We start from the raw sequence: 21,875 nt of genomic DNA on the forward strand, positions 1-21,875 counted from the left end.
CGGTGGCCGTTCGGGATCAGGCGAGGTCGCGGCGGGCGGCGATCTTCGACGACATGCCGAAGATCTCGATGAAGCCCTTGGACATCGACTGGTCGAAGGTGTCGCCGGTGTCGTAGGTGGCGAGGTTGAAGTCGTACAGCGACTGGTCGGACTTGCGGCCGTTGACCACCGCGCGGCCGCCGTGCAGCACCATCCGGATGTCGCCGGAGACGCTCTGGTTGGCCTCGTTGACGAAGCCGTCCAGGGCGCGCTTGAGCGGGGAGAACCAGAGGCCGTCGTAGACCAGCTCGGCCCAGCGCTGCTCGACCTGGCGCTTGTAGCGGGCCAGCTCGCGCTCGACGGTGACGTTCTCCAGGGCCTGGTGGGCGGTGATCAGGGCGATCGCGCCGGGGGCCTCGTAGATCTCGCGGGACTTGATGCCGACGAGGCGGTCCTCGACCATGTCGAGGCGGCCGATGCCCTGGGCGCCGGCCCGCTTGTTCAGCTCCTCGATCGCCTGCAGCACGGTGACCTTGCGGCCGTCGATCGCGACCGGCACGCCGGCCTCGAAGGTGATGACGACCTCGTCGGCCTCGCGCGCCGTGGCCGGGTTCTGGGTGTACTCGTAGACGTCCTCGATCGGGGCGTTCCAGATGTCCTCGAGGAAGCCCGTCTCGACGGCGCGGCCGAAGACGTTCTGGTCGATCGAGTAGGGCGACTTCTTGGTGGTCGCGATCGGCAGGCCCTTGGCCTCGGCGAAGGCGATCGCCTTGTCGCGGGTCATCGCGTAGTCGCGGACCGGGGCGATGCACTTGAGGTTCGGCGCCAGCGAGTTGATGCCGACCTCGAAGCGGACCTGGTCGTTGCCCTTGCCGGTGCAGCCGTGGGCGACGGTGGTGGCGCCGTGCTTCTGCGCGGCGGCGACCAGGTGCTTGACGATCACCGGCCGGGAGAGGGCGGACACCAGCGGGTACTGGCCCTGGTAGAGGGCGTTGGCCTTGAGGGCCGGCAGGCAGTACTCGTCGGCGAACTCGGTGCGGGCGTCGGCCACCTCGGCCTCGACGGCGCCGCAGTCCAGCGCGCGCTGGCGGATGACGTCCAGGTCCTCGCCGCCCTGGCCGACGTCGACGGCGACGGCGATGACCTCGGCGCCGGTCTCCTCGGCGATCCAGCCGATGCAGACGGACGTGTCCAGACCGCCCGAGTAGGCGAGTACGACGCGCTCGGTCACGGCTTTCTCCTTCACAAACGGTACGAACAGGGCGACGCCCCGAGTGGGGCGGATCCCATGCGGCGATAGGCATAAGTATGCACTACCGCGTATGGATTTCAAAACGCGGTCGGCTCCGGGCCGGGCCCGCGGCCAACGTAGGCCCGCCCCCGGGTCCGGTCAACGACCGTCCCGGCGCCGCGCTGGACACGAATCACTCCGGAATGCACACCACCCCGGCGACCTGGTCGGTCGCCGGGGTGGTGTGCGGGCCGCCGGAGCGCTACTGCGCCTTGGCCTGCGCCAGCTGCATCAGGTGGTCGGCCAGCGCCTGGCCGCCCGCCGGGTCGCGGCTGATCAGCAGTACCGTGTCGTCGCCGGCGATGGTGCCGATGATCTCGTACGTCTCGGCGGCGTCGATCGCCGAGGCGAGGAACTGCGCGGCGCCCGGCGGGGTGCGCAGCACCACGAGGTTGCCGGAGGCCGTCGCGGAGACCATGAGCTCGCCCGCCAGCCTGGCCATCCTGGCCTCGCTGGCGGACTCCCCCATCGGCGCACGCGGCGTGCGGTCGCCGCCCTCGGCGGGCACCGCGTAGATCAGTGCGCCGTCCCGGTTGCGGATCTTCACCGCGCCCAGCTCGTCCAGATCCCGCGACAGGGTGGCCTGCGTGACGACCAGTCCGTCGTCGGCGAGCAGCTTGGCGAGCTGGCTCTGCGAGCGGACGGGCTGACGGGTCAACAGGTCCACGATCCGCCGGTGGCGCGCGGTGCGGGTCTGCGGGACCTGCGGCGTCGCCCCGGAGGAGGGCTGGTCGGACTGGGGTGCGGTCATGTGACGATTCTCCCGGACTCCGCTCAGCTGTTCGCGTCGGGGGCTTCCCCGCGCACCGTCCGGAGGATGCCGGGCAGCGCCGCGAGGAAGGAGTCCGCCTCCTGCTCGGTCAGCACCAGGGGCGGCACCAGCCGGACGGCGTCCGGCACGGCGGCGTTCACCAGGAAGCCGGCCTGCTGGGCGGCGGCCTGCACCTTGGCGGAGACCGGCTCGGTCAGCACGATGCCGAGCAGCAGCCCGGCGCCGCGGACGTGGTCGACCAGCGGGTCGCCGATCGCCTCGATGCCGTGCCGCAGCTTGTCGCCGATCTTGCGGACGTGCTCCAGCAGGCCCTCGGACTCGACGGTCTCCAGGACGGCCAGGCCGGCCGCGGCGACCACCGGGTTGCCTCCGAAGGTGGTGCCGTGCTGGCCCGGGTGGAGCAGGTCGGCGGTGTCGCCGAAGGCGACCGCGGCACCGATCGGCAGCCCGCCGCCGAGGCCCTTGGCGAGCGTGACGACGTCCGGTTCGACGCCCTCGTACGCCTGGTGGGCGAACCAGTGGCCGGTGCGGCCGACGCCGGTCTGGATCTCGTCGAGGACGAGCAGGGTGCCGGTGGCGCGGGTGATCTCCCGGGCGGCCCGCAGGTAGCCCTCGGGCAGCGGGATCGCACCGTTCTCGCCCTGGATCGGCTCCAGGAAGACGGCGGCGGTCTCGGTGGTGACGGCGGCCCGCAGCGCCTCGACGTCGCCGAACGGCACGTGGGTGACGTCGCCGGGCAGCGGCCGGAAGGGCTCCTGCTTGGCGGGCTGGGCGGTGAGCGCGAGGGCGCCCATCGTCCGGCCGTGGAAGGCGCCCTGCAGGGAGACCAGGTGGGTGCGGCCGGTCAGCCGGCTGATCTTGAACGCGGCCTCGTTGGCCTCGGCGCCGGAGTTGCAGAAGAACACCCGGCCGGGGCGGCCGAACAGCTCCAGCAGCTTCTCCGCGAGCTTCACGGTCGGCTCGGCCATGAAGAGGTTGGAGACGTGGCCGAGGGTGGTGATCTGCCGGGTGACCGCCTCCACGACGGCCGGGTGGGCGGTGCCCAGCGCGTTGACGGCGATGCCGCCGACGAGGTCGAGGTACTCCTTGCCGTCGGCGTCCCAGACCTTGGCGCCCTCGCCGCGGACGAGCGGGATCCGCGGGGTGCCGTAGTTGTCCATCAGCGCGTGCTGCCACCGCTGGGTCAGTTCGCTGTTGCTCATGCCAGGCCCCCGAGTACGGTCGGTTCGTCGTCGGGCACGACCATGGTGCCGACGCCCTCGTCGGTGAAGATCTCCAGCAGCAGGCTGTGCTGCACCCGCCCGTCCAGCACGCGGGCGGTGCCCACGCCGGAGCGGACGGCCCGCAGGCAGCCCTCCATCTTGGGGAGCATGCCGGTCGCCAGGGTCGGCAGCATCTCGTCCAGCTCGGAGGCGGTGAGCTGGCTGATCACGTCGTCGGAGTTCGGCCAGTCCTTGTAGAGGCCCTCGACGTCGGTCAGCACGACCAGCATCTCCGCGCCGAGCGCGACCGCGAGCGCGGCCGCGGCGGTGTCGGCGTTGATGTTGTAGACGTGGCCGTCGGCGCCGCGGGCGATCGAGGAGATCACCGGGATGCGGCCGTCGCCGATCAGCGCCTTCACGGCGCCGGCCTCGATGTTGACGATGTCGCCGACCAGGCCGATGTCGACCTGCTCGCCGTCCACCACGGCGTACCGCTTGACGGCCGTCATGGTGTGGGCGTCCTCGCCGGTCATGCCGACCGCGAACGGGCCGTGCCCGTTGAGCAGGCCGACCAGCTCGCGCTGGACCTGCCCGGCGAGCACCATCCGGACGACGTCCATGGTCTCCGGGGTGGTGACCCGCAGGCCCGCGGTGAACGAGGACTCCAGGCCGAGCTTGTCGAGCTGGGCGTTGATCTGCGGGCCGCCGCCGTGCACGACGACCGGGTTCAGGCCGGCATAGCGCAGGAAGACGACGTCCTGGGCGAAGGCCGCCTTGAGGTCCTCGTCCACCATGGCGTTGCCGCCGAACTTGATGACCACGGTCTTGCCGTGGAATCGCTCCAGCCACGGGAGCGCCTCGATGAGGGTGCGGGCCTTGGGCAGCGCGGCGTTGCTGCGGGCCTGTTCGCCCTTGGGTGCGATCTTCACGGTCCGTTGTCCCCCGGGATCAGGTCGAGTAGGCACTGTTCTCGTGCACGTAGTCGGCGGTGAGGTCGTTGGTCCACACCGTCGCCGCGGCACCGCCGGCGTTGAGGTTCGCGGTGATGACGACCTCGCGGCCGGCCATGTCGACCAGGTCGCGGTCCTCGCCGACGCTGCCGCCGCGGCAGACCCAGACGCCGTTGATGGCGACGTCGAGCGCGTCCGGCTCGAAGGCGGCGGAGGTGGTGCCGATCGCGGCCAGGACGCGGCCCCAGTTCGGGTCCTCGCCGTGGATGGCGCACTTCAGCAGGTTGTTGCGGGCGATCGTGCGGGCGACGTCGACGGCCTCGTCCTCGGTGGCGGCGCCGGTGACGTCGATCCGGATGTCCTTGGAGGCGCCCTCGGCGTCGCCGATCAGCTGCCGGGCGAGGTCGGCGCAGACCGTGCGGACGGCCTCGGCGAACTCGGCCGTGTCCGGGGTGACGCCGGAAGCGCCGGAGGCGAGCAGCAGCACGGTGTCGTTGGTGGACATGCAGCCGTCGGAGTCGACCCGGTCGAAGGTGGTGCAGGTGGCGCCGCGCAGTGCGGCGTCCAGCTCGGCGCTCTCCACGGCGGCGTCGGTGGTGACGACGACCAGCATGGTGGCGAGGCCCGGGGCGAGCATGCCCGCACCCTTGGCCATGCCGCCGACCGTCCAGCCGGCCGGGCTGCTCACCTGGGCGGTCTTGTGCACGGTGTCGGTGGTCTTGATCGCGATCGCGGCGGCCCGACCGCCGTCCTCGCCGAGCGCCTTCACGGCCTGCTCGACGCCGGGCAGCAGCAGGTCCATCGGCAGCCGCACGCCGATCAGGCCGGTGGAGCAGACGGCGACCTCGATCGCGCCGGTGTTCAGCTCGGCGGCGACCTTCTCGGCGGTGGCGTGGGTGTCCTGGAAGCCCTCGGGGCCGGTGCAGGCGTTGGCGCCGCCGGAGTTGAGGACGACCGCGGTGAGCGAGCCGGTCTTCAGCACCTGCTCCGACCAGAGCACGGGGGCGGCCTTGACCCGGTTGGAGGTGAAGACGCCGGCCGCGGCGAACTGCGGGCCGTCGTTGACGACCAGGGCGAGGTCGGGGGTGCCGGAGGCCTTGATGCCGGCCGTGACTCCGGCCGCCCGGAAGCCCTTCGCCGCCGTCACGCCGATGTTCTGATGGTCCGTCACGGGCTGGCTCACGGTGCGACTCCGTTCAGCGGGAGGCCGAGCTCCTCGGGCAGGCCGAGGGCGATGTTCATGGACTGCACCGCGCCGCCCGCGGTGCCCTTCACCAGGTTGTCGATCGCACTGATGGCGATCACCCGCCCGGCGTGCTCGTCCAGCGCGACCTGGACGAGGGCGGCGTTCGAGCCGTACACCGAACTGGTCTGCGGCCACTGGCCCTCGGGCAGCAGGCGGACGAAGGTCTCGCCCGCGAAGGCCTCCCGGTAGGCGGCGCGCAGCGACTCGGCGGTGGTGCCGGGCTTCGCCTTGGCGCTGCAGGTGGCCAGGATGCCGCGGGGCATCGGCGCCAGGGTGGGCGTGAAGGAGACGGTGACCTCCTCGCCGGCCACCGGGCCGAGGTTCTGCGCCATCTCCGGGGTGTGGCGGTGCACGCCGCCGACGCCGTACGGGCTCATCGAGCCCATCACCTCGCTGCCGAGCAGGTGCGGCTTGACCGCCTTGCCGGCGCCGGAGGTGCCGGACGCGGCGACGACCACGGCCTCCGGCTCGACCAGCTTCGCCGCGTAGGCGGGGAAGAGCGCGAGCGAGACGGCCGTCGGGTAGCAGCCGGGGACGGCGATCCGCCTGGTGCCCTTGAGCGCGGCACGGTGGCCGGGCAGCTCGGGCAGGCCGTACGGCCAGGTGCCGGCGTGCGGGGAGCCGTAGAACCGCTCCCAGGTCGCGGCGTCCTTCAGCCGGAAGTCGGCGCCGCAGTCGACGACCAGCACGTCCTCGCCGAGCGCCTCGGCGACGGCGGCGGACTGGCCGTGCGGCAGGCCGAGGAAGACCACGTCGTGCCCGGCCAGCACCTCGGTGGTGGTGGGCTCCAGCACCCGGTCGGCCAGCGGCAGCAGGTGCGACTGCAGGGTGCCGAAGACGGCGCCCGCGTTGGAACCGCCGGTCAGCGCCCCGATCTCGATCTCCGGGTGGCCGAGCAGCAGGCGCAGCACCTCACCGCCCGCGTACCCGCTCGCTCCGGCGACGGCGACTCGCAATGCCATGGCGTTCCTCCTTGGTTCAGCATGAATATACGCACCTCGGAACATTCATGCAAGGAGCTCCGGATCCCCCACGACCAGCCTGCCCGATCCCCGCCCCTCGGTGCCGCCAACCGTCCGAACCCTACAAACATCTCCGCCCCGACTCGGTGCCGAACGGTGCCGGATGGAGCATCAGTTCCTTGGCAGAGTGGCGAACGGTCCCGACCGACGGCACGGCGGCGGCGGGCACGGTGTTGTGTTCTCTTCACAAAGGAGTTCAGCAGTGAGTGCACGGACCCATGTGGTGGTCACCGGGCTCGGAGCCACCACGCCGCTCGGCGGGGACACCGCCTCGACCTGGGCGGCCATGCTGGCGGGGACCTCCGGGATCACCCCGATCGAGGAGGAGTGGGCGGCCGGACTGCCCGTCCGGATCGCCGGCCGGCTCGCCGTCGAGCCGACCGACCTGCTGGACCGGGTGCAGGCCCGCCGGCTGGACCGCTGCGAACAGGTCGCCCTGGTCGCCGCCCGCGAGGCCTGGGCCGACGCCGGCCGTCCGCAGGTCGACCCGGAGCGGCTCGCCGTGGTGATCGGCACCGGCACCGGCGGTGCACTGACCATGCTCGGCCAGGACGACGTGCTGGAGGCCTCCGGCGTGCGCCGGGTCTCGCCGCACACCGTCCCCATGCTGATGGCCAACGGCCCGGCGGCCTGGGTCAGCATCGAACTCGGTGCCCGCGGCGGCGCCCACACGCCCGTCAGCGCCTGCGCCTCCGGCGCCGAGGCGATCGCCCTCGGGCTGGACCTGATCCGGCTCGGCCGCGCCGACGTCGTGGTGGCCGGCGGCGCCGAGGCCTGCATCTGCCCGCTCACCCTGGCCGGCTTCGCCCAGGCCCGGGCGCACTCCACCCGCAACGACGCCCCCGGGCTCGCCTCCCGGCCGTTCGACACCGCACGGGACGGGTTCGTCATCGGCGAGGGCGCCGCCGTCGTCGTCCTGGAACGGGCCGACTTCGCCGCCGCCCGGACGGCCCACCCGTACGCGGTGCTCGCCGGCGCGGCCGTCACCTCGGACGCCCACCACATCACCGCGGCCCACCCGGAGGGACAGGTCCGGGCCATGCGGCAGGCCCTCGCCGCGGCGGACCTCCCGCCGCTGGCGGTGGACGTCGTGCACGCCCATGCCACCTCCACCCCCAGGGGCGACCTCGCGGAGGCGCAGTCGATCGCCGAGGCGATCGGCGTGCATCCGGCCGTCACCGCGACCAAGTCGATGACCGGGCACCTCTTCGGTGCGGCGGGGGCGCTGGGCGCGATCGCGGCGGTGCTCTCGGTCCGGGACGGGATCGTCCCGGCCGTCCGGAACCTCGACGGGCTCGATCCGGAGGTGAAGCTGGACGTCGTCACCGGCGGCCCCCGGACGGGCCCCGTCGGCGCGGCCCTCGCCAACGCCTTCGGCTTCGGCGGCCACAACGCCACCCTGGTGTTCACGCCGGCGTGAGACACGCGAGGGCGTGACGTCCACGGCGTGCGGAGGTCCCGTAGGGGCGCTTGCCCCCGGGAGCTACTGCTTCACGCTGCGGAGGAGGACGAACTTGGGGTCGGAGGCGACGGTGCGGCAGTTGCCGAACAGACGGCGGAGCTTGACGTGGTAGCCGAGGTGGCGGTTGCCGATGACCCAGAGTTCGCCGCCCGGCCGCAGGGCCCGCCGGGCGCCGGTGAACATCCGCCAGGCGGTGGCGTCGGTCAGCGCCTGGTGGCTGTGGAAGGGCGGGTTGTTGAGGACGAGGTCGACGCTGCAGGGGGCGACCGCCGCCATCCCGTCGCCGACCTCGAACCGCGCCGGGGCGTCCGGGCCGAGGTTGGCCCGGAAGGTGGCCTCGGCCGAGGCGACGGCCTGGTACGACTCGTCGAGGAAGAGCACCTCGGAGGCGGGGTTGGCGAGCGCCGCGGCGGTGCCGACGACACCGTTGCCGCAGCCGAGGTCGACCACGGTCTGGGGGCCGTGCCGCTCCGGCAGGTGGTTCAGCAGGAAGCGGGTGCCGATGTCGAGGCGGTCCGCGCAGAAGATGCCGGCGTGGTTGTGGACCGTCCCCCCGGAGGCGGCGCCGATGCCCTCCGGCAGCCGGTAGCTCTGCGGCCAGGGGCTGCCGGTGCGCGGCAGTGCCGGGTCCGGGGTGCAGTGGATCAGGCGGGCCTTGCGGACGGCGAGTGAGGTGCGGGTCGGGCCGAGCACCGACTCGAACAGCTTGAGCGTGGAGGTGTGGATCTCGGTGACCATGCCGGTGCCGACCACCACGGTGCCCTCGTGGACGGCCGGGGCGAGCCGGTGCAGCTGGTCCTCCAGCAGGGCGAGGCTCTTGGGCACCCGGACGAGCAGCACGTCGATCCGGTCCGGCGGGGTGTCGCGGGTGCTGAGCAGCCGCACTCCGTCGGCCTGTCCGGCGCGGTTGCGGGCGAGGTTGGCGAGGGTGGCCTGCCGGCCGAGCCAGGAGTCGCCGATCTGCACGGGCCGGTGCTCGGCGAGCGCGGTCGTGAGCGCGCCCCAGCGGTCGCCGACGATCACCACGCTGCCCGACAGGTCGGTGCCGCTCTCCGCGAGGTGCCGCAGCAGGAGGTCGTCGGCGGCGTCCCAGGCGCGCAGCTGGTCGCGGGGGTCCTCGGGGTGGCGGGTGAGGTCGGTCTCGCCCCACGGCGTGCTCATGCGGTTCATCGTTCCCCCAGGCTAGCCGACCGGCGGCGGCCTCCCGGACGGCCGCGGGGTGCCGCCCGGCCGCACGCTGCGGCGCCGGGCCGGGTACGGCTGCGGCGCTCCCCCGGTGACGGTCCGTCGGGTGCGGCACCGGCCGGGGCGCCGGGTGCCGACGGCCCGGCCGTGGGCCGGTGTTAGCCTGCGGCGAAGCGGCGCCGGGGGGCGCCGCAGTTCGGGGGAGCACGGTGGCTGCGGCGGGGCGGGGAGCCGGACGCGGATGGCGGCCCGCGGGGGCGGCGGCCGGAGCGGCGGTGCTGCTGGTCGCCGGGTACGCGGGCGGGGTGTGGTCGGCGCGTTCGGGCGGCCGGGTGCGGGTGGCGGAGCTGCTGGACCGGCCGGTGCCGCTGCTCGGTTCGGCCGGGGTGCTGCTGGTCGCGGCGCTGGTGCTGGCACCGCGCAGACCGGGCCGGGGACTGTTCACGGCGCCCGTGCTGCTGGTGGCCGGGGTGCTGGCGCTGCGGGTGCTGATCGGCGTGCTGGACGTGGCGGAGCCGCCGCGGCAGCACACCGTGCTGACGGTCGCGGCGCCGGGCCGGGCGGACCGGCTGCTGTCGGTGGTGCGCCACGCGGTCGGCCCGTGCTGGTCGGTGGAGGTGGAGACCGGCGTCGGCTGGTCGGCCCGGCACTGGCTGCTGGGCGTCTTCGAGCACGGCCCGGCCTCGGGCGGCCCGGTGGACGGGCACTGGGACGGCCCGGACCGGGTGGTGGTGCGGGCCTCCGACGGCGAGCACGTCTTCGACCTGCCCGCCGACCCCGCCGACCGCCCGCACGGTCGCTGAACCGCCGCAGCGCCTGTCCGGGCCGCCCGCAGGCCGCCCGTCAGGCCGTGACGGTGTCCGGCCGGCCGCGGTGCCGGGCCCAGTCGCCGGCCAGGACGGCCATCAGGGTGGAGTCGACCCAGCCGTCGCCGCCCCGGAGCGCCTCGCGGCGCACGCCCTCGGCGACGAAGCCGACCTTCTCGTAGACCCGCCGGGCCCGCGGGTTGAACGCGTACACCTCCAACTGGACGCGGTGCAGCCCGACTTCCTCGAAGGCGTGGGCGAGCAGCAGCCGCAGTGCCTCGGTGCCGAGGCCCCGGCCGCGCCCGGCCGGTCCGATCAGGGTACGGAAGCTGCAGCTCAGGTTGGGCTCGTCCCACTCGTTGAGCACGACCTCGCCGACGCAGCGGCCGCTCGCCAGGTCGACCACGGCGAGGTCGAGCCGGTCCGTCCGCTCGGTGCGGGTGGTGTACCAGCGGGCGATCGCCCCGGCGTCGATCGGCGGCCGGTGGGTGCTGCCGGTGAGCCGCTGCACCTCGGGGTCGTCGATGGCGGCGGTGATGTCGGGCAGGTCCTCGGGCCGGAAGGGACGCAGTTGCACGGCGGTGCCGGTGAGGACGGGTTTGCGGGCGAAGTCGGCGGTCACCCGTCGATTCTGGGCGGCGGTGCCGGGCCGGGCAACGCAATTGTGCGCCGGGTCAGTTGCGCAGCTCGGCATCGATCCAGCGGTTGCCCTGAATCCGGCTGTAGCGCAGGTACGAGGTGCCGCCCTGGGCGAGCCGGAACGGCTTGCCCCCGTCGTCGAGGGGGAGGGTACGGGTCTGCCCCTGGTCCACGTAGCTGAGTTCGGCCGTCCAGGTGCAGTCGCAGGTCGTGCTGACGGCGGTGATCTCGAAGGTGACGGACTGGTGGGGGTCGACCGAGAGCTTGAGGGCGTTGAGGTTGACGGGGGTGTCGTCGGCCCGCTTGCCCTTGACCGACGGCGGGTCGCGGTCGAGGTCGACGGTGACGTAGACGACCTCGCGGGGTCCGCCGCCGCACTGCGGGTCGACGAGCACGCCGACCATGCTGCCGGTGACGGCGGTGGAGCGGCTGACCGCCTTGACGGAGAAGCGGCGCAGGTCGATCTGGCGGTCGGCGGTGCTCTGCACCACGGCCTCGGTGAGGCTGCGGCCGGCCAGCGCCCCCCGGCGCTCCAGGGCCCACCCGGCGGGGTCCGACCCTGGGGCCTCCTGGTGGCGGACGGCGTCGGGGGTGAGCGGCAGCCGCCAGATGTCGTTGCCGTCGCAACCGGGGGTGATGACCTCGGTGTTGGCGAGCAGCGCGCCGCCGGCCGGGGGTGCGGCGGCGCCGGCCGCGGCCGGGGCGGAGGGTGCGGCGCCGGTGGCGGCCGGTCCGCCGGGGCTGCTCGCCGCCGGGCTCGGACGGCCGCCGGCGGCCGTCCCGGTGGCGGGCCAGAGGGCGGGTGCGGCGATCCAGGTCAGGGCGAAGGCCGCGGCGGCGCTGCCGGTGCCGACGACGGCGAGTCGGCGGCGGGCTCCGGTGGTCATGGCGGTGCCGCCCGGGCGTCGTACGAGGTCTGTCATCAACCGATCCTGAATCCGCCGCAGGTGCTGGAGACGAGCGATCCGTCCGGCCGGATCTTGTAGTAGACCACCGTCCAGTCGCCCTTGAGGTCGAGGGCGGCCGCGCCGGGGAAGTCCTCGGGGTACGCGGCGAAGCTCTCCGGGGGTTGTCCGCCGTCCGGCCTGCCGACCAGCAGGACCTTGCTGATCTGGGCGGCGGGGTGCTGGTGGGCGGCGGACTGGGCCGGGGTGCGGACCTCGACGACGGTGTACTCGGGTCGGCCGTCCTCGCTCTGCCGGATCGAGCCGAAGAGCCACTTGTGGTTCTCGTCCGGCCCGTGGGGGAACGTCCAGTCGCCGGTGTAGGGGCCTCCGACCGGGGTGCCGTCCCGGGTGGCCGGGTGGTTGCAGCCGTCGCTGGCGAAGACGTACGCGAGGTCGCGGTCGACGGCGGGGACGCGGTCGGGGGTGACCGGGCCGGGGCGGCCGTCGGCGCCGATCAGGGGTGCGGCCGTCGTCGCCGACTGCGAGGGCTTCGTCGGGGCCGTGGCACCCGGGGAGGCGGCGGAGGTCGCGCCGGTGGTCACGGCGGAGGTGGCGCCGGTGGTCACGGCGGGGGCGCCGGCCGCGGCGGGCGGCAGCCGTCCGGCGGCCAGCGAGAGGACGAGGGCGAGGGCCGCGCCGAGGACGGCCGAGGTGCCGCCGACGGCCGCGGTCAGCCGGACGGGCGGGCGGACCCGGACCGTCCCTGGCACACCGGCCGGGGCACCGTCCGGGGCGGTCGTGCCGGCGGATCCGGTGAGCTCGCGGTAGACCGGGTCGTCGACCAGTGAGCCGTCGACGTCCAGTTCGCGGACGATGTCGGCGGCGGTCGGCCGGTCGGCGGGCTCGCGGGCGGCGCAGCGCCGCAGCAGGGCGGCGAACTCCGGCTCCACGCCGTCCAGGTCGAGTCCGCCGGCGACGGCCTGGTAGAGCAGGGCGGGTGCGCCGTGCCCGGCGAACGGGGGCCGGCGGGTCGCGGCGAACGCGGCCGTGCCGGCGAGGGCGAAGACGTCGGCGGGCGGGCCGCCGCGCTCGCGGCCGGAGAGCACCTCGGGCGCGAGGTAGCCGAGGGTGCCGGCGATCCGCTGCGGGTCGCCGGTCGCGGTGTGGGCCGGGCTGCGGGCGATGCCGAAGTCGATCAGGCGCGGGCCGTCGGCGGCGAGGACGACGTTGGAGGGCTTCAGGTCGCGGTGCAGCACCCCCTGGCGGTGCGCGTCGGCGACCGCCTCGGCGAGTGCGGCGAGCAGCCGCCGGCAGGTCGCGGCCGGCAGCGGCCGCCCGTACGAGGCGACCGCGGCGGCCAGGGTGGGGCCGGCGAGGTACTCGGTGGCGAGCCAGTACGGGGCGTGCTCCGTCTCGGCGTCGACCAGCGCGGCGGAGAAGGCGCTGCGCATCCCGCGGACGACCGCGACCTCGCGGCGGAACCGGGGCAGTGCCTCCGGGTCGTCCTGCAGGTCCGGGTGGACGATCTTCAGTGCCACCTGGCGGCCGCCGGGCGACCTGGCCAGGAAGACCTCGCCCATGCCGCCGGCACCGAGCGGGCGCAGCACCTCGTACTGCCCGATCCGGCGGGGGCCTCCCCCGCGGAACTCCTGCATGGCGCGGCGGCCCCCACCTGTCGTCGTCCTGCCCGTTGCCGGTCGGCCGCACGGGCGGCCGGGCGACAGTATGCCGTCGGGCGGTCACGCGTGGTGGCCGCTCCGGACAAGTCGTGCCGGATCCGCCGACGGGGCGTCGGGCCGCGCGCGGGCCGGTACCGTGCCTGCATGCAGACCAGGCCGACCCTGCCCGGCGCCGCCGTCCTCCTGCGCCCGGCGACCCCCGCCGACGTGCCCGCGCTGGCCGGGATCCGGGCCACGCCCGAGGTGCGGGCCCGCTGGCGCGGCGGGCCCGACATGGCTGCCGAGGTGCGGTCGGACCTCGCCGACGAGCGGACGCCGGTGCTGGCGGTGGAGTACCGCGGGCAGGTGGTCGGCGCGATCCAGTGGCACGAGGAGGAGGAACCGGACTACCGGCACGCCGGCATCGACGTGTACCTCGACCCCGCGGTGCACGGCCGCGGGCTCGGCACCGACGCGGTGCGGACCCTCGCCCGCTACCTGGTCGCGGAACTCGGCCACCACCGGCTGGTGATCGACCCGGCCGCCGACAACGCCCCCGCCATCGCCTGCTACCGCAAGGTCGGCTTCCGTCCGGTCGGGGTGATGCGGCAGTACGAGCGCGGCACCGACGGCACCTGGCACGACGGTCTGCTGATGGACCTGCTGGCCGGGGACCTCGCCGTGGTCGACCGGCCGTCGCCCGGGCGGCGCACCGCGGCGCGGGCGGCCCTGCGGCGGCTCAGGCTCCGGCGGCGGGCCCGGGGCTGACGCCGCGGCGGCCCGCGGCGGGCCGCCGGTGCCCGGCCCCGGGTGCGGGCGGGACGGCGGTCAAGGCCGGACGTCGGCGACGGCCTCGGCCAGCAGCCGGGCCGCCCGGGCCAGCCGGCGTTCCGGCAGTGCGGCGTAGCCGAGCACGAGGGCGGGCGGGCCGGCGGCGGTGAGGCGGGTGGGGGCGACCGGTTCGACCCGGACGCCGCGGGCGGCGGCGGCCCCGACCACGGGCCGTTCGGCGCAGCCGGGCGGCAGGTCGAGGTACAGGTGCAGGCCGGCGGCCACACCGCGGACGGCGGCGTCCGGCAGGTGCCGGGCGAGCGCCTCGGCCAGGGCGTCGCGGCGGGCGCGGTAGCGGACGCGGACGGCCCGCAGGTGCCGGTCGTGGCCGCCGTCGGCGAGCAGCCGGGCGAAGGCCAGCTGGTCGAGGGCGGAGCAGCCGAGGTCGCTGTACTGCTTGTCGGTACGGAACTCCTCGACCATCGGTTCCGGCAGAACGGCCCAGCCGAGCCGCAGGCCCGGTGCCAGCGACTTGCTGAGCGAGCCGAGGTGGACGACGAGGTCGGGGGCGAGCCCCTGCAGGCAGCCGACGGGCTCGCGGTCGTAGCGGAACTCGGCGTCGTAGTCGTCCTCGACCACGACGGCGCCGGTGCGGCGGGCCCAGGCGATCAGGGCGGCCCGGCGTTCGGGGGCGAGCACCACGCCGGTCGGGTACTGGTGGGCGGGGGTGACGAGGACGGCGCGCAGGCCCGTCCGGGCGAGCGCGTCGACGTCGAGGCCGTGCTCGTCGACGGGGACGCCCACCGGATCGAGGCCGTGGGCGCGCAGCAGGCCGAAGGTGCCGGGCGAGCCCGGGTCCTCGACGGCGATGGCGCGGTGGCCGTGCCGGACGAGCTGACGGGCTGCCAGGGCGAGCCCCTGGGCGACGCCGCCGACCACGGTGAGGCGCCCCGGGTCGGCGGCGGCGGCCCGTACCCGGCCGAGGTGGGCGGCGAGTTCGGCGCGCAGTGCGGGCTGACCGGCGGGGTCGCCGTAGCCGAGGGCGGCGTGTTCGGCGGAGGCGAGGGCCCGGCGCTGCGCGGCCTGCCAGGCGGCCCGCGGGAAGAGCGAGAGGTCGGGGGTGCCGGGCCTGAGGTCGTGGCGGACGGCGGGGGCGGCCGGGCCAGGCGGTGCCGCGGGCGGCGGCGGGGCGATGCCGTCGGCGACCCGGGTGCCGGAGCCGGGCCTGCTCACCAGGTAGCCCTCGGCCACGAGTTGGGCGTAGGCCTCGACCACGGTGCCGCGGGCGACGCCGAGGTCCCGGGCGAGCGCGCGGGTGGCGGGCAGCCGTCCGCCTGCGGGCGGGCGGCCCTGACGGACGGCCTCGCGCAGGGCGGCGGTGAGCCGGGCGGTCAGGCCGCTTCCGGACGGGTCGAACAGCAGCAGGAGTTCGGTCAAGGGGCCACCTCCGTGTCGCGAGGTTACCCGGGCCCGGCGGCGCGAAGTGGTCCACGGTCGGGGTGCACGGGTGGACCTGGGCGGCGGACCACCCGGCTCCTAGCGTGGGCGTCATGCCTCTCTCCCCCACCGCCTCGGGCGGTCTGCGCGGCGCGGCCGCGATGACGATGCTCGGCTGCTCGACCGGTGTGAGCGCGGCGTTCGCCGGCTACCCGCTGCTGGGCGGGCAGGCGTTGCGCTACCTGCTCGCGGCCGGGCTGCTGGTGCCCCTCGCGCTGCGGGCGGCGGGCGGCGCACCGCGGCCCACCGCACGCGAATGGGGGCGGCTGGCGCTGCTCGCGGCGACCGGCCTGGTCGGCTTCAACGTGCTGCTGCTGCAGGCGCTGCGGCACTCCGGGCCGGCCGCGGTGGGCAGTGTGGTCGGGGCCGCGCCGCTGCTGATGGCGGTGCTCGGGCCGCTGCTCGCCGGGCGCCGGCCGCAGCGGCGGGCGGTCGTGGCGGCGGGGGTGGTCGCGGCCGGGGCGGCGGCAGCACAGGGGTTCGGGGCGGGGGACGCGGTCGGCACGGTCCTCGCCCTGGGCACGCTCGGCTGCGAGGTGGGGTTCTCGCTGCTCGCCGTTCCGCTGCTGCCGCGGCTCGGGCCCGTCGGGGTGTCGGCCTGGGTGACGGTGCTGGCGGTGCCGATGTTCGCCGGGGCGGCGGCCTTCCTGGACGGGCGGGCGGCGCTGCGGGTGCCGGACGCCGCGGAGCTGGCCGCGCTGCTCTACCTGGCGGTGCCGATGACCTGCGTGGCCTTCCTGCTCTGGTACCGGGCGCTGGAGCTGCTCGGGCCGGAGCGGGCGGGCCTGTTCGCGGGTCTGGTGCCGATCACCGCCGCGCTCTCCGGGGCCGTGCTCGGCGAGGGGGTGCCGCGGCCCGGCGAGTTGCTGGGGGCGGTGCTGGTCGGCGCCGGGGTCTGCCTCGGCCTGCGTGCCCGCCGGCCGGGGCGGCCCTCCCCCGCGCTCCGGTCCGGGCCGGCGGAGGGCGCCGGGCCCGCGGCGGCCCCGGCCCGGCACGCGGCCGGGCCCGCCGCGCGGTGAGGACGGCCCCGGGACGGCACGGCGGAGGATTCCGGTCGGGTACGGCGGAAACGGGGTGCGGGACGGCCGGACGGCGGGTCAGAATGCCGGAATGCTCTCCGACCACTGGCCGCTGCTGGGGCTGCGGCTGCGCACCGACCGACTCGAACTGCGGCTGCCCTCGGACGAGGAGCTCGCCGACCTGGGCGACGTGGCCGCGGCCGGCGTCCACGAGCCGGACCGGATGCCGTTCCTGAGCGGCTGGACGGACGTGCCCCCGGCGCAGCGCGCCCGAGCCGTGGTGCAGCAGCACTGGCTGCGGCGCGGCACCTGGTCGCCGGCCGACTGGGCGCTGACGCTGGTGGTGTTCGACGAGGGCCGGCCGGTCGGCGTGCAGACCGTGAGCGCCAAGGGCTTCGCCGTCACCCGCGAGGTGCGCACCGGGTCCTGGCTCGGCCTGGCCCACCAGGGCCACGGCTTCGGCCGGGAGATGCGGGCGGCCGTGCTGCACCTGGCCTTCTCGGGGCTGGGGGCGGAGGAGGCGACCTCGGCGGCGTTCACCGACAACCCGGCCTCGCTGGCGGTCTCGGCCCGGCTGGGCTACCGGCCGGACGGCATCCAGCGGGACGACGTGCAGGGCCGGCCGCGGGTGTCGCAGCGGCTGCGGCTGAGCCGCGCCGACTGGGAGCGGGCGGACCGTCCGGCGGTCGAGCTGGGCGGGCTCGGGCCCTGCCTGCCCGAGTTCGGGCTCGCCCCACTGGAGTGAAGCGGCACCGAGCGTCCGTTGTCGCAACGACGAGCAACCCTGGAGACGGTGAACCCGGCATGCTGAACCCCGATCTGGTCGACCGGTACCTGCGGCGGCTCGGCCTGCCGCGCCCGGCGGCACCGACCGCCGACGCGCTGGCGGCCCTGCACCGCGCCCACGTCGAGCGGGTGCCGTACGAGGACCTGGAGATCCAGCTGGGCCGTCCGACGGCGGTCGACCCGGTCGAGTCCGCGGAGCGGATCGTGCGCGGCCGCGGCGGCTACTGCTTCCACCTCAACGGCGCGTTCTCGGCGCTGCTGCAGGCGTTGGGCTTCGACGCCACCCGGCACGTGGCCGGCGTGCAGCGGCACGTCGACGAGGAACCGGTCGGCGCGGCGGGCAACCACATGGCGCTCACCGTCCGCACCGCCGAGGGCGCGTGGCTGGCGGACGTCGGCCTCGGTGACGGCCTGTACGAGCCGCTGCCGCTGCGGACGGGCACGCACCGGCAGGGCGCGCTGCGGTTCGGCGTGGCGCCGTCCGCGGTGGTGCCGGGCGGCTGGCGGCTGGAGCACGACCCGCAGGGCTCGTTCCGGGGCATGGAGTTCTCGCCCGTCCCGGCCGGGCCGGAGGACTTCGTCCGCGAGCACGTCCGGCTGTCGACCTCGCCGGAGTCCTCCTTCGTCCAGGTCTTCTGCACGATGCGGCGCGGCGCCGACGGCTTCGAGGCGCTGCGCGGCTGCCTGTTGGTGCGGGTCGGCGCGGCGGGCCGCGAGGACCGCGAGGTCACCGACGAGCAGGAGTGGTTCGGCCTGCTCACCGGGCACTTCGGGATGGACCTGTCGGACGTCCCCGCCGAGCGGCGGGCCGCGCTCTGGCAGCGGGTGCACGGCGCCCACCTGGCCTGGCGGGCCGCCGAGGCGGCGAAGACGGAGGCGGCGGAGTCGGGGGCGGCCGGTGCGTAGCGCTCCCGTCACCCCGGCCTGCGACCGGATCCGCTGGGTGGAACTGCCCGGCACCGGCCCGGCCCGGGTCTTCGTGCACGGCCTCGGTGCCTCCTCCCCCGCGTACTTCACCGAGGCGGCGCTGCATCCGCTGCTCGCCGGGCGCCGCTCGCTGCTGGTGGACCTGCTGGGCTTCGGCCTCAGCGACCGCCCGGAGGACTTCGGCTACACGCTGGAGGAGCACGCCGACGCGCTGGCCGCCGCCGTGCGCGCGGCCGGGGCGGACGGCGCCGAACTGGTCGGGCACTCCATGGGCGGTGCCGTCGCGATCGTGCTGGCGGCCCGCCATCCGGCGCTGGTGTCCCGGCTGGTGCTGGTGGACGCCAACCTCGACCCGGTGCCGCTGCCCGGTCCGCCCGGCGGCGGCAGCAGCGGCCTCGCCTCCTTCACCGAGGAGGAGTTCCTGGCGGGTGCCTGGCGGCAGGTCCGCGACGGGGTCGGCCCGCACTGGTGGTCGACGATGCGGCTGGCCGGGCGGACGGCCCTGCACCGCAGCGCCGTCCACCTCGTCCGCGCGACCGTGCCCACCATGCGCGAGCTGCTGATCGGTCTGCCGCAGCCGCGGACCTTCCTCCACCCGGCGGCGGACGGCCCGCCGGACGGCGCCGCGGGGCTGGCGGCGGCCGGGGTGCGGCTGGTCGCCGTCCCGGACTGCGGCCACAACGTCATGCTCGACAACCCGGACGGCTTCGCCCGGGCCGTGGCCGCGGCGCACTGACGGGACGTCGGCCGCCGGGCCGGACCCTGGCGCGTCCCGCCGCGGACGTGCCAGGGTCGGGGGCATGCGATACATCATCATCGGCGCCGGTGCGGTCGGCGGGACGGTCGGCGGGCGGCTCCACGAGGGCGGGCACGAGGTGGTGCTGGTCGCCCGCGGCGCCCACCTGGCGGCGCTGCGCAAGGACGGCCTGCACCTGACCACCCCGGAGGGCGGCCGCACCCTGCCCGTCCCGGCCGTCGGCGGGCCCGATGAGCTGGACCTGCGGCCCGGTGACGTGCTGGTGCTGGCCGTGAAGACGCAGCACTCGCTGCCGCTGCTGGACGCGTGGGCGGCCCGTCCGGTGGCCGGCGGCGGCACCGCGGGCGAGCTGCTGCCGCTGCTCTGCGCGCAGAACGGCGTCGAGAACGAGCGCCTCGCGCTGCGCCGCTTCCGCCACGTGTACGGGGTGTGCGTCTGGCTGCCCTCCTCCCACCTGGAGCCGGGCCGGGTCCTCGCCCAGGGCAGCCCGGTCAGCGGTGTGCTGCACATCGGCCGCTTCCCGCACGGCAGCGACGGCACGGCCGAGCGGATCGCCGCGGACCTCGCCGGCTCGCACGTCGGTGCCCGGGCGAGCGCGGACGTGATGCGCTGGAAGTACGCGAAGCTGCTCGGCAACCTGAACAACGCCCTGGAGGCCGTGGGCGGCCCGGTCGACGGCGAGCTGCGGCTGGAGCTGGCCCGGCGGACGGTCGCCGAGGGCGAGGCGGTGCTCGACGCCGCCGGGATCGGCCGGGCCGGCCTCGAGGAACGGCGGGCCGCCTGGTCGGACCGGTTCACCCTGGTGCCGACCGACGGGGAGAACCGGCGCGGCGGCTCGTCCTGGCAGAGCCTGGCCCGCGGCGCCGGCGACATCGAGGCGGACCACCTCAACGGCGAGATCGTGCTGCTCGGCCGGCTGCACGGGGTGCCGACCCCGCTGAACGCCGCGCTGCAGCAGCTGGCCGACGCCTTCGCCCGCGAGGGCCGCGCGCCCGGCAGCCTGCCGGAGGCGGAGCTGGCGGCCCTGCTGGAGGCGTGAGCGCCGCGGCGCTGGAGACGTGACCACGGAGACGTGAGCGCCGCGGCCGGGCCGCGGCGGCTCAGAGCACCGGGTCGTCCGGCCCGTACGGGCGCAGCCGCAGCGTCCGGGCGTCCGCCTCGCGGATCTCCGCGGCGCGGGCGCACAGCTTCTCCAGGTCGTCGCGTCCGGCGTGCACGAACCGGCCGTGCAGGGCGTCGAAGCGGCCGCGGGCGGCGTCCACCGCGACGGCCACCATGTACGCGACGGAGCCCCAGTCCTTCTTGTCGGCGAACATCGGCATGGCGGCGGTCATGTCGGTGCGGACGGCGCCGGGGCTGATGTCGAGGACGACCACGTGGTGCTCGGCGAGCGAGTCGGCGATGTTGTCGGAGAGCTTGAGCAGGGCGGCCTTGGAGGTGGCGTAGGCGGTGTAGACGCCGTCGGGGCGCAGCGCGAAGCCGGAGTTCATGTTGATCACCCGGCCGCCACCGCGTTCGACCATGCCGGGCAGGACGCTGCGCAGCAGGTTGAACGGGCCGCGCAGGTTGGTCTCCAGGACGTGCCACCACTGGTTGGGGTCGGCCTCCCAGAGCGGCACCTCGACGTGGTCGATCTCGCCCGCGTTGTTGACCAGCAGGTCGATCGGGCCGAGGTCGCGCTCGACGGTGCGCACCGCCTCGCGGACGTTGCCGGGCCGGGTGACGTCGGCGCTGACGGCGACCCCGCGGGAGCCGTGCCTGACGCACTCGCGCAGCGTCTCGGTGAGCGTGGCGTGGGTGCGGCCGACCAGGCCGACCATCATGCCCTCGGCGGCCAGGCCGATCGCGATCTCCCGGCCGATGCCGCGGCCCGCCCCGGTGACCAGGCCGACCTGGCCGGCGAGCGATCCCGTCCCCATTGCGTGCTCCCTCCTGCGGCTGCCACCGCATTCTGGTCCGGCCGGGCCGCGCTGCCGGGCCGCCCGGCCGGACCGGCGCCCCGGGTCATCCGAACGGCCCAGCGCCACCGTCCGGCCCCCGGGAGTAGTACGGTCGACCAGGACACGCGTGCGGGGCCCACCGAGCCCCTGCGCCGGGCCGCTGAACAGCACCTCGCCGGGCAACCCCCGGCACCACCGTGAAGGGCAACTGAGTGAGTGACATCGCGCGCGTCGGAGTGATCGGCTGCGGCCTCATGGGGTCGGGCATCGCCGAGGTCTTCGCCCGTTCCGGTCTGGACGTCCTCGTCTCCGAGGCGACCGGCGAGGCCCTGGAGCTCGGCCGCACCCGGCTGACCAACTCGCTGGAGACCGCCGTCAAGCGCGGCAAGCTGAGCGAGGAGGATCGGGACGACGCGCTCGGCCGCCTCTCGTTCACCACCGACCTCGCCGACTTCGCCGACCGCGACCTGGTGGTCGAGGCGGTCGCCGAGCGCGAGGACATCAAGGTGCAGATCTTCGAGACGCTGGACCGCGTGGTCGAGCGCCGGGACGCGATCCTGGCCTCCAACACCTCGTCCATCCCGATCGTGAAGCTGGCCGCCGCCACCACCCGCCCCGAGCAGGTCATCGGCCTGCACTTCTTCAACCCGGCGCCGGTGCAGAAGCTGGTCGAGGTGATCCCGACCCTGACCACCTCGGCCGAGACCACCGCGCGGGTGGAGGAGTTCGCGGTGCAGGCGCTCGGCAAGGAGCCGATCCGGGCCCGCGACCGGGCCGGCTTCGTGGTGAACGCCCTGCTGGTGCCGTACCTGCTCTCGGCGGTCCGCATGTTCGAGTCGGGGGTGGCCACCGCCGCCGACATCGACAAGGGCATGGAGGCCGGCTGCGCCCACCCGATGGGGCCGCTGCGGCTGTGCGACCTGATCGGCCTGGACACCATCGTGTCGATCGCCGACTCGATGTACGACGAGTACAAGGAGCCGCTGTACGCGGCGCCGCCGCTGCTGTCCCGGATGGTCGACGCGGGCCTGCTGGGCCGCAAGTCCGGCCGCGGCTTCTACGACTACACCGCCTGACCC

Annotated in this window: 20 protein-coding genes and 1 pseudogene; 9 read left to right on the top strand and 12 right to left on the bottom strand. The window is 75.3% G+C overall.

Going from position 1 to position 21,875, the window contains the following annotated elements; all coding sequences use genetic code 11:
* Window positions 1-16: 16 nt before the first annotated feature.
* From IE98_RS0113590 to argC, 6 genes are all read right to left on the bottom strand, one after another.
* Window positions 17-1,210, bottom strand: a complete 1,194-nt coding sequence (locus tag IE98_RS0113590; protein WP_030268595.1) for an argininosuccinate synthase — start codon at window positions 1,208-1,210, stop codon at window positions 17-19.
* Between the two features lie 262 nt (window positions 1,211-1,472).
* Window positions 1,473-2,021 carry an arginine repressor gene (locus IE98_RS0113595; RefSeq protein WP_030268598.1) on the bottom strand — a complete coding sequence of 183 codons (549 nt, stop codon included), beginning with the start codon at window positions 2,019-2,021 and terminating at the stop codon, window positions 1,473-1,475.
* 23 nt (window positions 2,022-2,044) lie between these two features.
* On the bottom strand, window positions 2,045-3,244 hold the full coding sequence (locus IE98_RS0113600) for an acetylornithine transaminase (RefSeq protein ID WP_030268600.1): 1,200 nt from the start codon (window positions 3,242-3,244) through the stop codon (window positions 2,045-2,047).
* Window positions 3,241-4,173: an acetylglutamate kinase gene (gene argB, locus IE98_RS0113605; RefSeq protein ID WP_030268601.1), complete on the bottom strand. Its 933-nt coding sequence runs from the start codon at window positions 4,171-4,173 to the stop codon at window positions 3,241-3,243. Before argB ends, IE98_RS0113600 begins: the two co-directional genes overlap by 4 nt.
* 19 nt (window positions 4,174-4,192) lie before the next feature.
* The gene (gene argJ, locus IE98_RS0113610) at window positions 4,193-5,347 is read right to left on the bottom strand and encodes a bifunctional glutamate N-acetyltransferase/amino-acid acetyltransferase ArgJ (protein ID WP_030268603.1); all 1,155 of its coding nucleotides are present in this window, start codon (window positions 5,345-5,347) and stop codon (window positions 4,193-4,195) included.
* A 26-nt stretch (window positions 5,348-5,373) separates the two neighbouring features.
* On the bottom strand, window positions 5,374-6,402 hold the full coding sequence (gene argC / locus IE98_RS0113615; protein WP_030268605.1) for an N-acetyl-gamma-glutamyl-phosphate reductase: 1,029 nt from the start codon (window positions 6,400-6,402) through the stop codon (window positions 5,374-5,376).
* 262 nt (window positions 6,403-6,664) lie between these two features.
* Here argC and IE98_RS0113620 point away from each other — a divergent pair, with 262 nt between their 5' ends.
* Window positions 6,665-7,882 (top strand): beta-ketoacyl-[acyl-carrier-protein] synthase family protein, encoded by a 1,218-nt coding sequence (locus IE98_RS0113620; protein ID WP_030268607.1) that lies wholly within the window; start codon window positions 6,665-6,667, stop codon window positions 7,880-7,882.
* Window positions 7,883-7,945: 63 nt separating this feature from the next.
* Here IE98_RS0113620 and IE98_RS0113625 read toward each other — a convergent pair whose 3' ends face one another.
* The gene (locus tag IE98_RS0113625) at window positions 7,946-9,085 is read right to left on the bottom strand and encodes a methyltransferase (protein ID WP_030268609.1); all 1,140 of its coding nucleotides are present in this window, start codon (window positions 9,083-9,085) and stop codon (window positions 7,946-7,948) included.
* Between the two features lie 299 nt (window positions 9,086-9,384).
* On the opposite strand from IE98_RS0113625, the gene IE98_RS0113630 reads away from it, so the two are divergent.
* A complete protein-coding gene (locus IE98_RS0113630) occupies window positions 9,385-9,912 on the top strand; it encodes a hypothetical protein (protein ID WP_030268611.1) in 528 nt (175 codons plus the stop codon).
* A gap of 40 nt (window positions 9,913-9,952) precedes the next feature.
* Here IE98_RS0113630 and IE98_RS0113635 read toward each other — a convergent pair whose 3' ends face one another.
* Genes IE98_RS0113635 through IE98_RS44555 form a run of 3 tightly spaced genes read right to left on the bottom strand, consistent with a single transcriptional unit; the run spans window position 9,953 to window position 13,096 of the window.
* Entirely contained in the window at window positions 9,953-10,537 is a 585-nt protein-coding gene (locus IE98_RS0113635; protein ID WP_030268613.1) for a GNAT family N-acetyltransferase, read from the bottom strand.
* Between the two features lie 52 nt (window positions 10,538-10,589).
* Window positions 10,590-11,477 carry a hypothetical protein gene (locus IE98_RS0113640; RefSeq protein WP_030268614.1) on the bottom strand — a complete coding sequence of 296 codons (888 nt, stop codon included), beginning with the start codon at window positions 11,475-11,477 and terminating at the stop codon, window positions 10,590-10,592.
* The gene (locus tag IE98_RS44555) at window positions 11,477-13,096 is read right to left on the bottom strand and encodes a serine/threonine protein kinase (protein ID WP_052390481.1); all 1,620 of its coding nucleotides are present in this window, start codon (window positions 13,094-13,096) and stop codon (window positions 11,477-11,479) included. The genes IE98_RS0113640 and IE98_RS44555 overlap by 1 nt, the downstream gene beginning before the upstream one ends.
* Before the next feature lie 168 nt (window positions 13,097-13,264).
* On the opposite strand from IE98_RS44555, the pseudogene IE98_RS0113650 reads away from it, so the two are divergent.
* Window positions 13,265-13,777: pseudogene (locus IE98_RS0113650) on the top strand (GNAT family N-acetyltransferase); the annotation flags it as partial.
* 150 nt (window positions 13,778-13,927) lie between these two features.
* Here the strand turns inward: IE98_RS0113650 and IE98_RS0113655 are convergent.
* Window positions 13,928-15,307, bottom strand: coding sequence for a PLP-dependent aminotransferase family protein (locus IE98_RS0113655; RefSeq protein WP_030268620.1), 1,380 nt, complete (start codon window positions 15,305-15,307; stop codon window positions 13,928-13,930).
* 113 nt (window positions 15,308-15,420) lie between these two features.
* Here IE98_RS0113655 and IE98_RS0113660 point away from each other — a divergent pair, with 113 nt between their 5' ends.
* The 5 genes from IE98_RS0113660 (at window position 15,421) to IE98_RS0113680 (ending at window position 19,895) form a co-directional block, all read left to right on the top strand.
* Window positions 15,421-16,386 (top strand): DMT family transporter, encoded by a 966-nt coding sequence (locus IE98_RS0113660; protein ID WP_043174091.1) that lies wholly within the window; start codon window positions 15,421-15,423, stop codon window positions 16,384-16,386.
* A gap of 91 nt (window positions 16,387-16,477) precedes the next feature.
* Complete coding sequence (locus IE98_RS0113665) at window positions 16,478-17,131, top strand: GNAT family N-acetyltransferase (protein ID WP_030268625.1); 654 nt, start codon at window positions 16,478-16,480, stop codon at window positions 17,129-17,131.
* Window positions 17,132-17,190: 59 nt separating this feature from the next.
* Window positions 17,191-18,078 (top strand): arylamine N-acetyltransferase family protein, encoded by an 888-nt coding sequence (locus IE98_RS42425; protein WP_052390482.1) that lies wholly within the window; start codon window positions 17,191-17,193, stop codon window positions 18,076-18,078.
* Window positions 18,071-18,835 (top strand): alpha/beta fold hydrolase, encoded by a 765-nt coding sequence (locus IE98_RS0113675; RefSeq protein WP_030268628.1) that lies wholly within the window; start codon window positions 18,071-18,073, stop codon window positions 18,833-18,835. The genes IE98_RS42425 and IE98_RS0113675 overlap by 8 nt, the downstream gene beginning before the upstream one ends.
* Window positions 18,836-18,899: 64 nt before the next feature.
* Window positions 18,900-19,895: a ketopantoate reductase family protein gene (locus IE98_RS0113680; protein ID WP_030268630.1), complete on the top strand. Its 996-nt coding sequence runs from the start codon at window positions 18,900-18,902 to the stop codon at window positions 19,893-19,895.
* A gap of 61 nt (window positions 19,896-19,956) precedes the next feature.
* Here IE98_RS0113680 and IE98_RS0113685 read toward each other — a convergent pair whose 3' ends face one another.
* Window positions 19,957-20,775, bottom strand: a complete 819-nt coding sequence (locus tag IE98_RS0113685) for an SDR family NAD(P)-dependent oxidoreductase (RefSeq protein WP_030268632.1) — start codon at window positions 20,773-20,775, stop codon at window positions 19,957-19,959.
* A 233-nt stretch (window positions 20,776-21,008) separates the two neighbouring features.
* On the opposite strand from IE98_RS0113685, the gene IE98_RS0113690 reads away from it, so the two are divergent.
* Window positions 21,009-21,872: a 3-hydroxybutyryl-CoA dehydrogenase gene (locus tag IE98_RS0113690; protein ID WP_030268634.1), complete on the top strand. Its 864-nt coding sequence runs from the start codon at window positions 21,009-21,011 to the stop codon at window positions 21,870-21,872.
* Window positions 21,873-21,875 lie beyond the last annotated feature (3 nt).

Origin of the sequence: Streptomyces sp. NRRL B-24484 (assembly GCF_000717715.1) — a bacterium.
In the GTDB taxonomy this organism is placed as follows: Bacteria; Actinomycetota; Actinomycetes; order Streptomycetales; family Streptomycetaceae; genus Kitasatospora.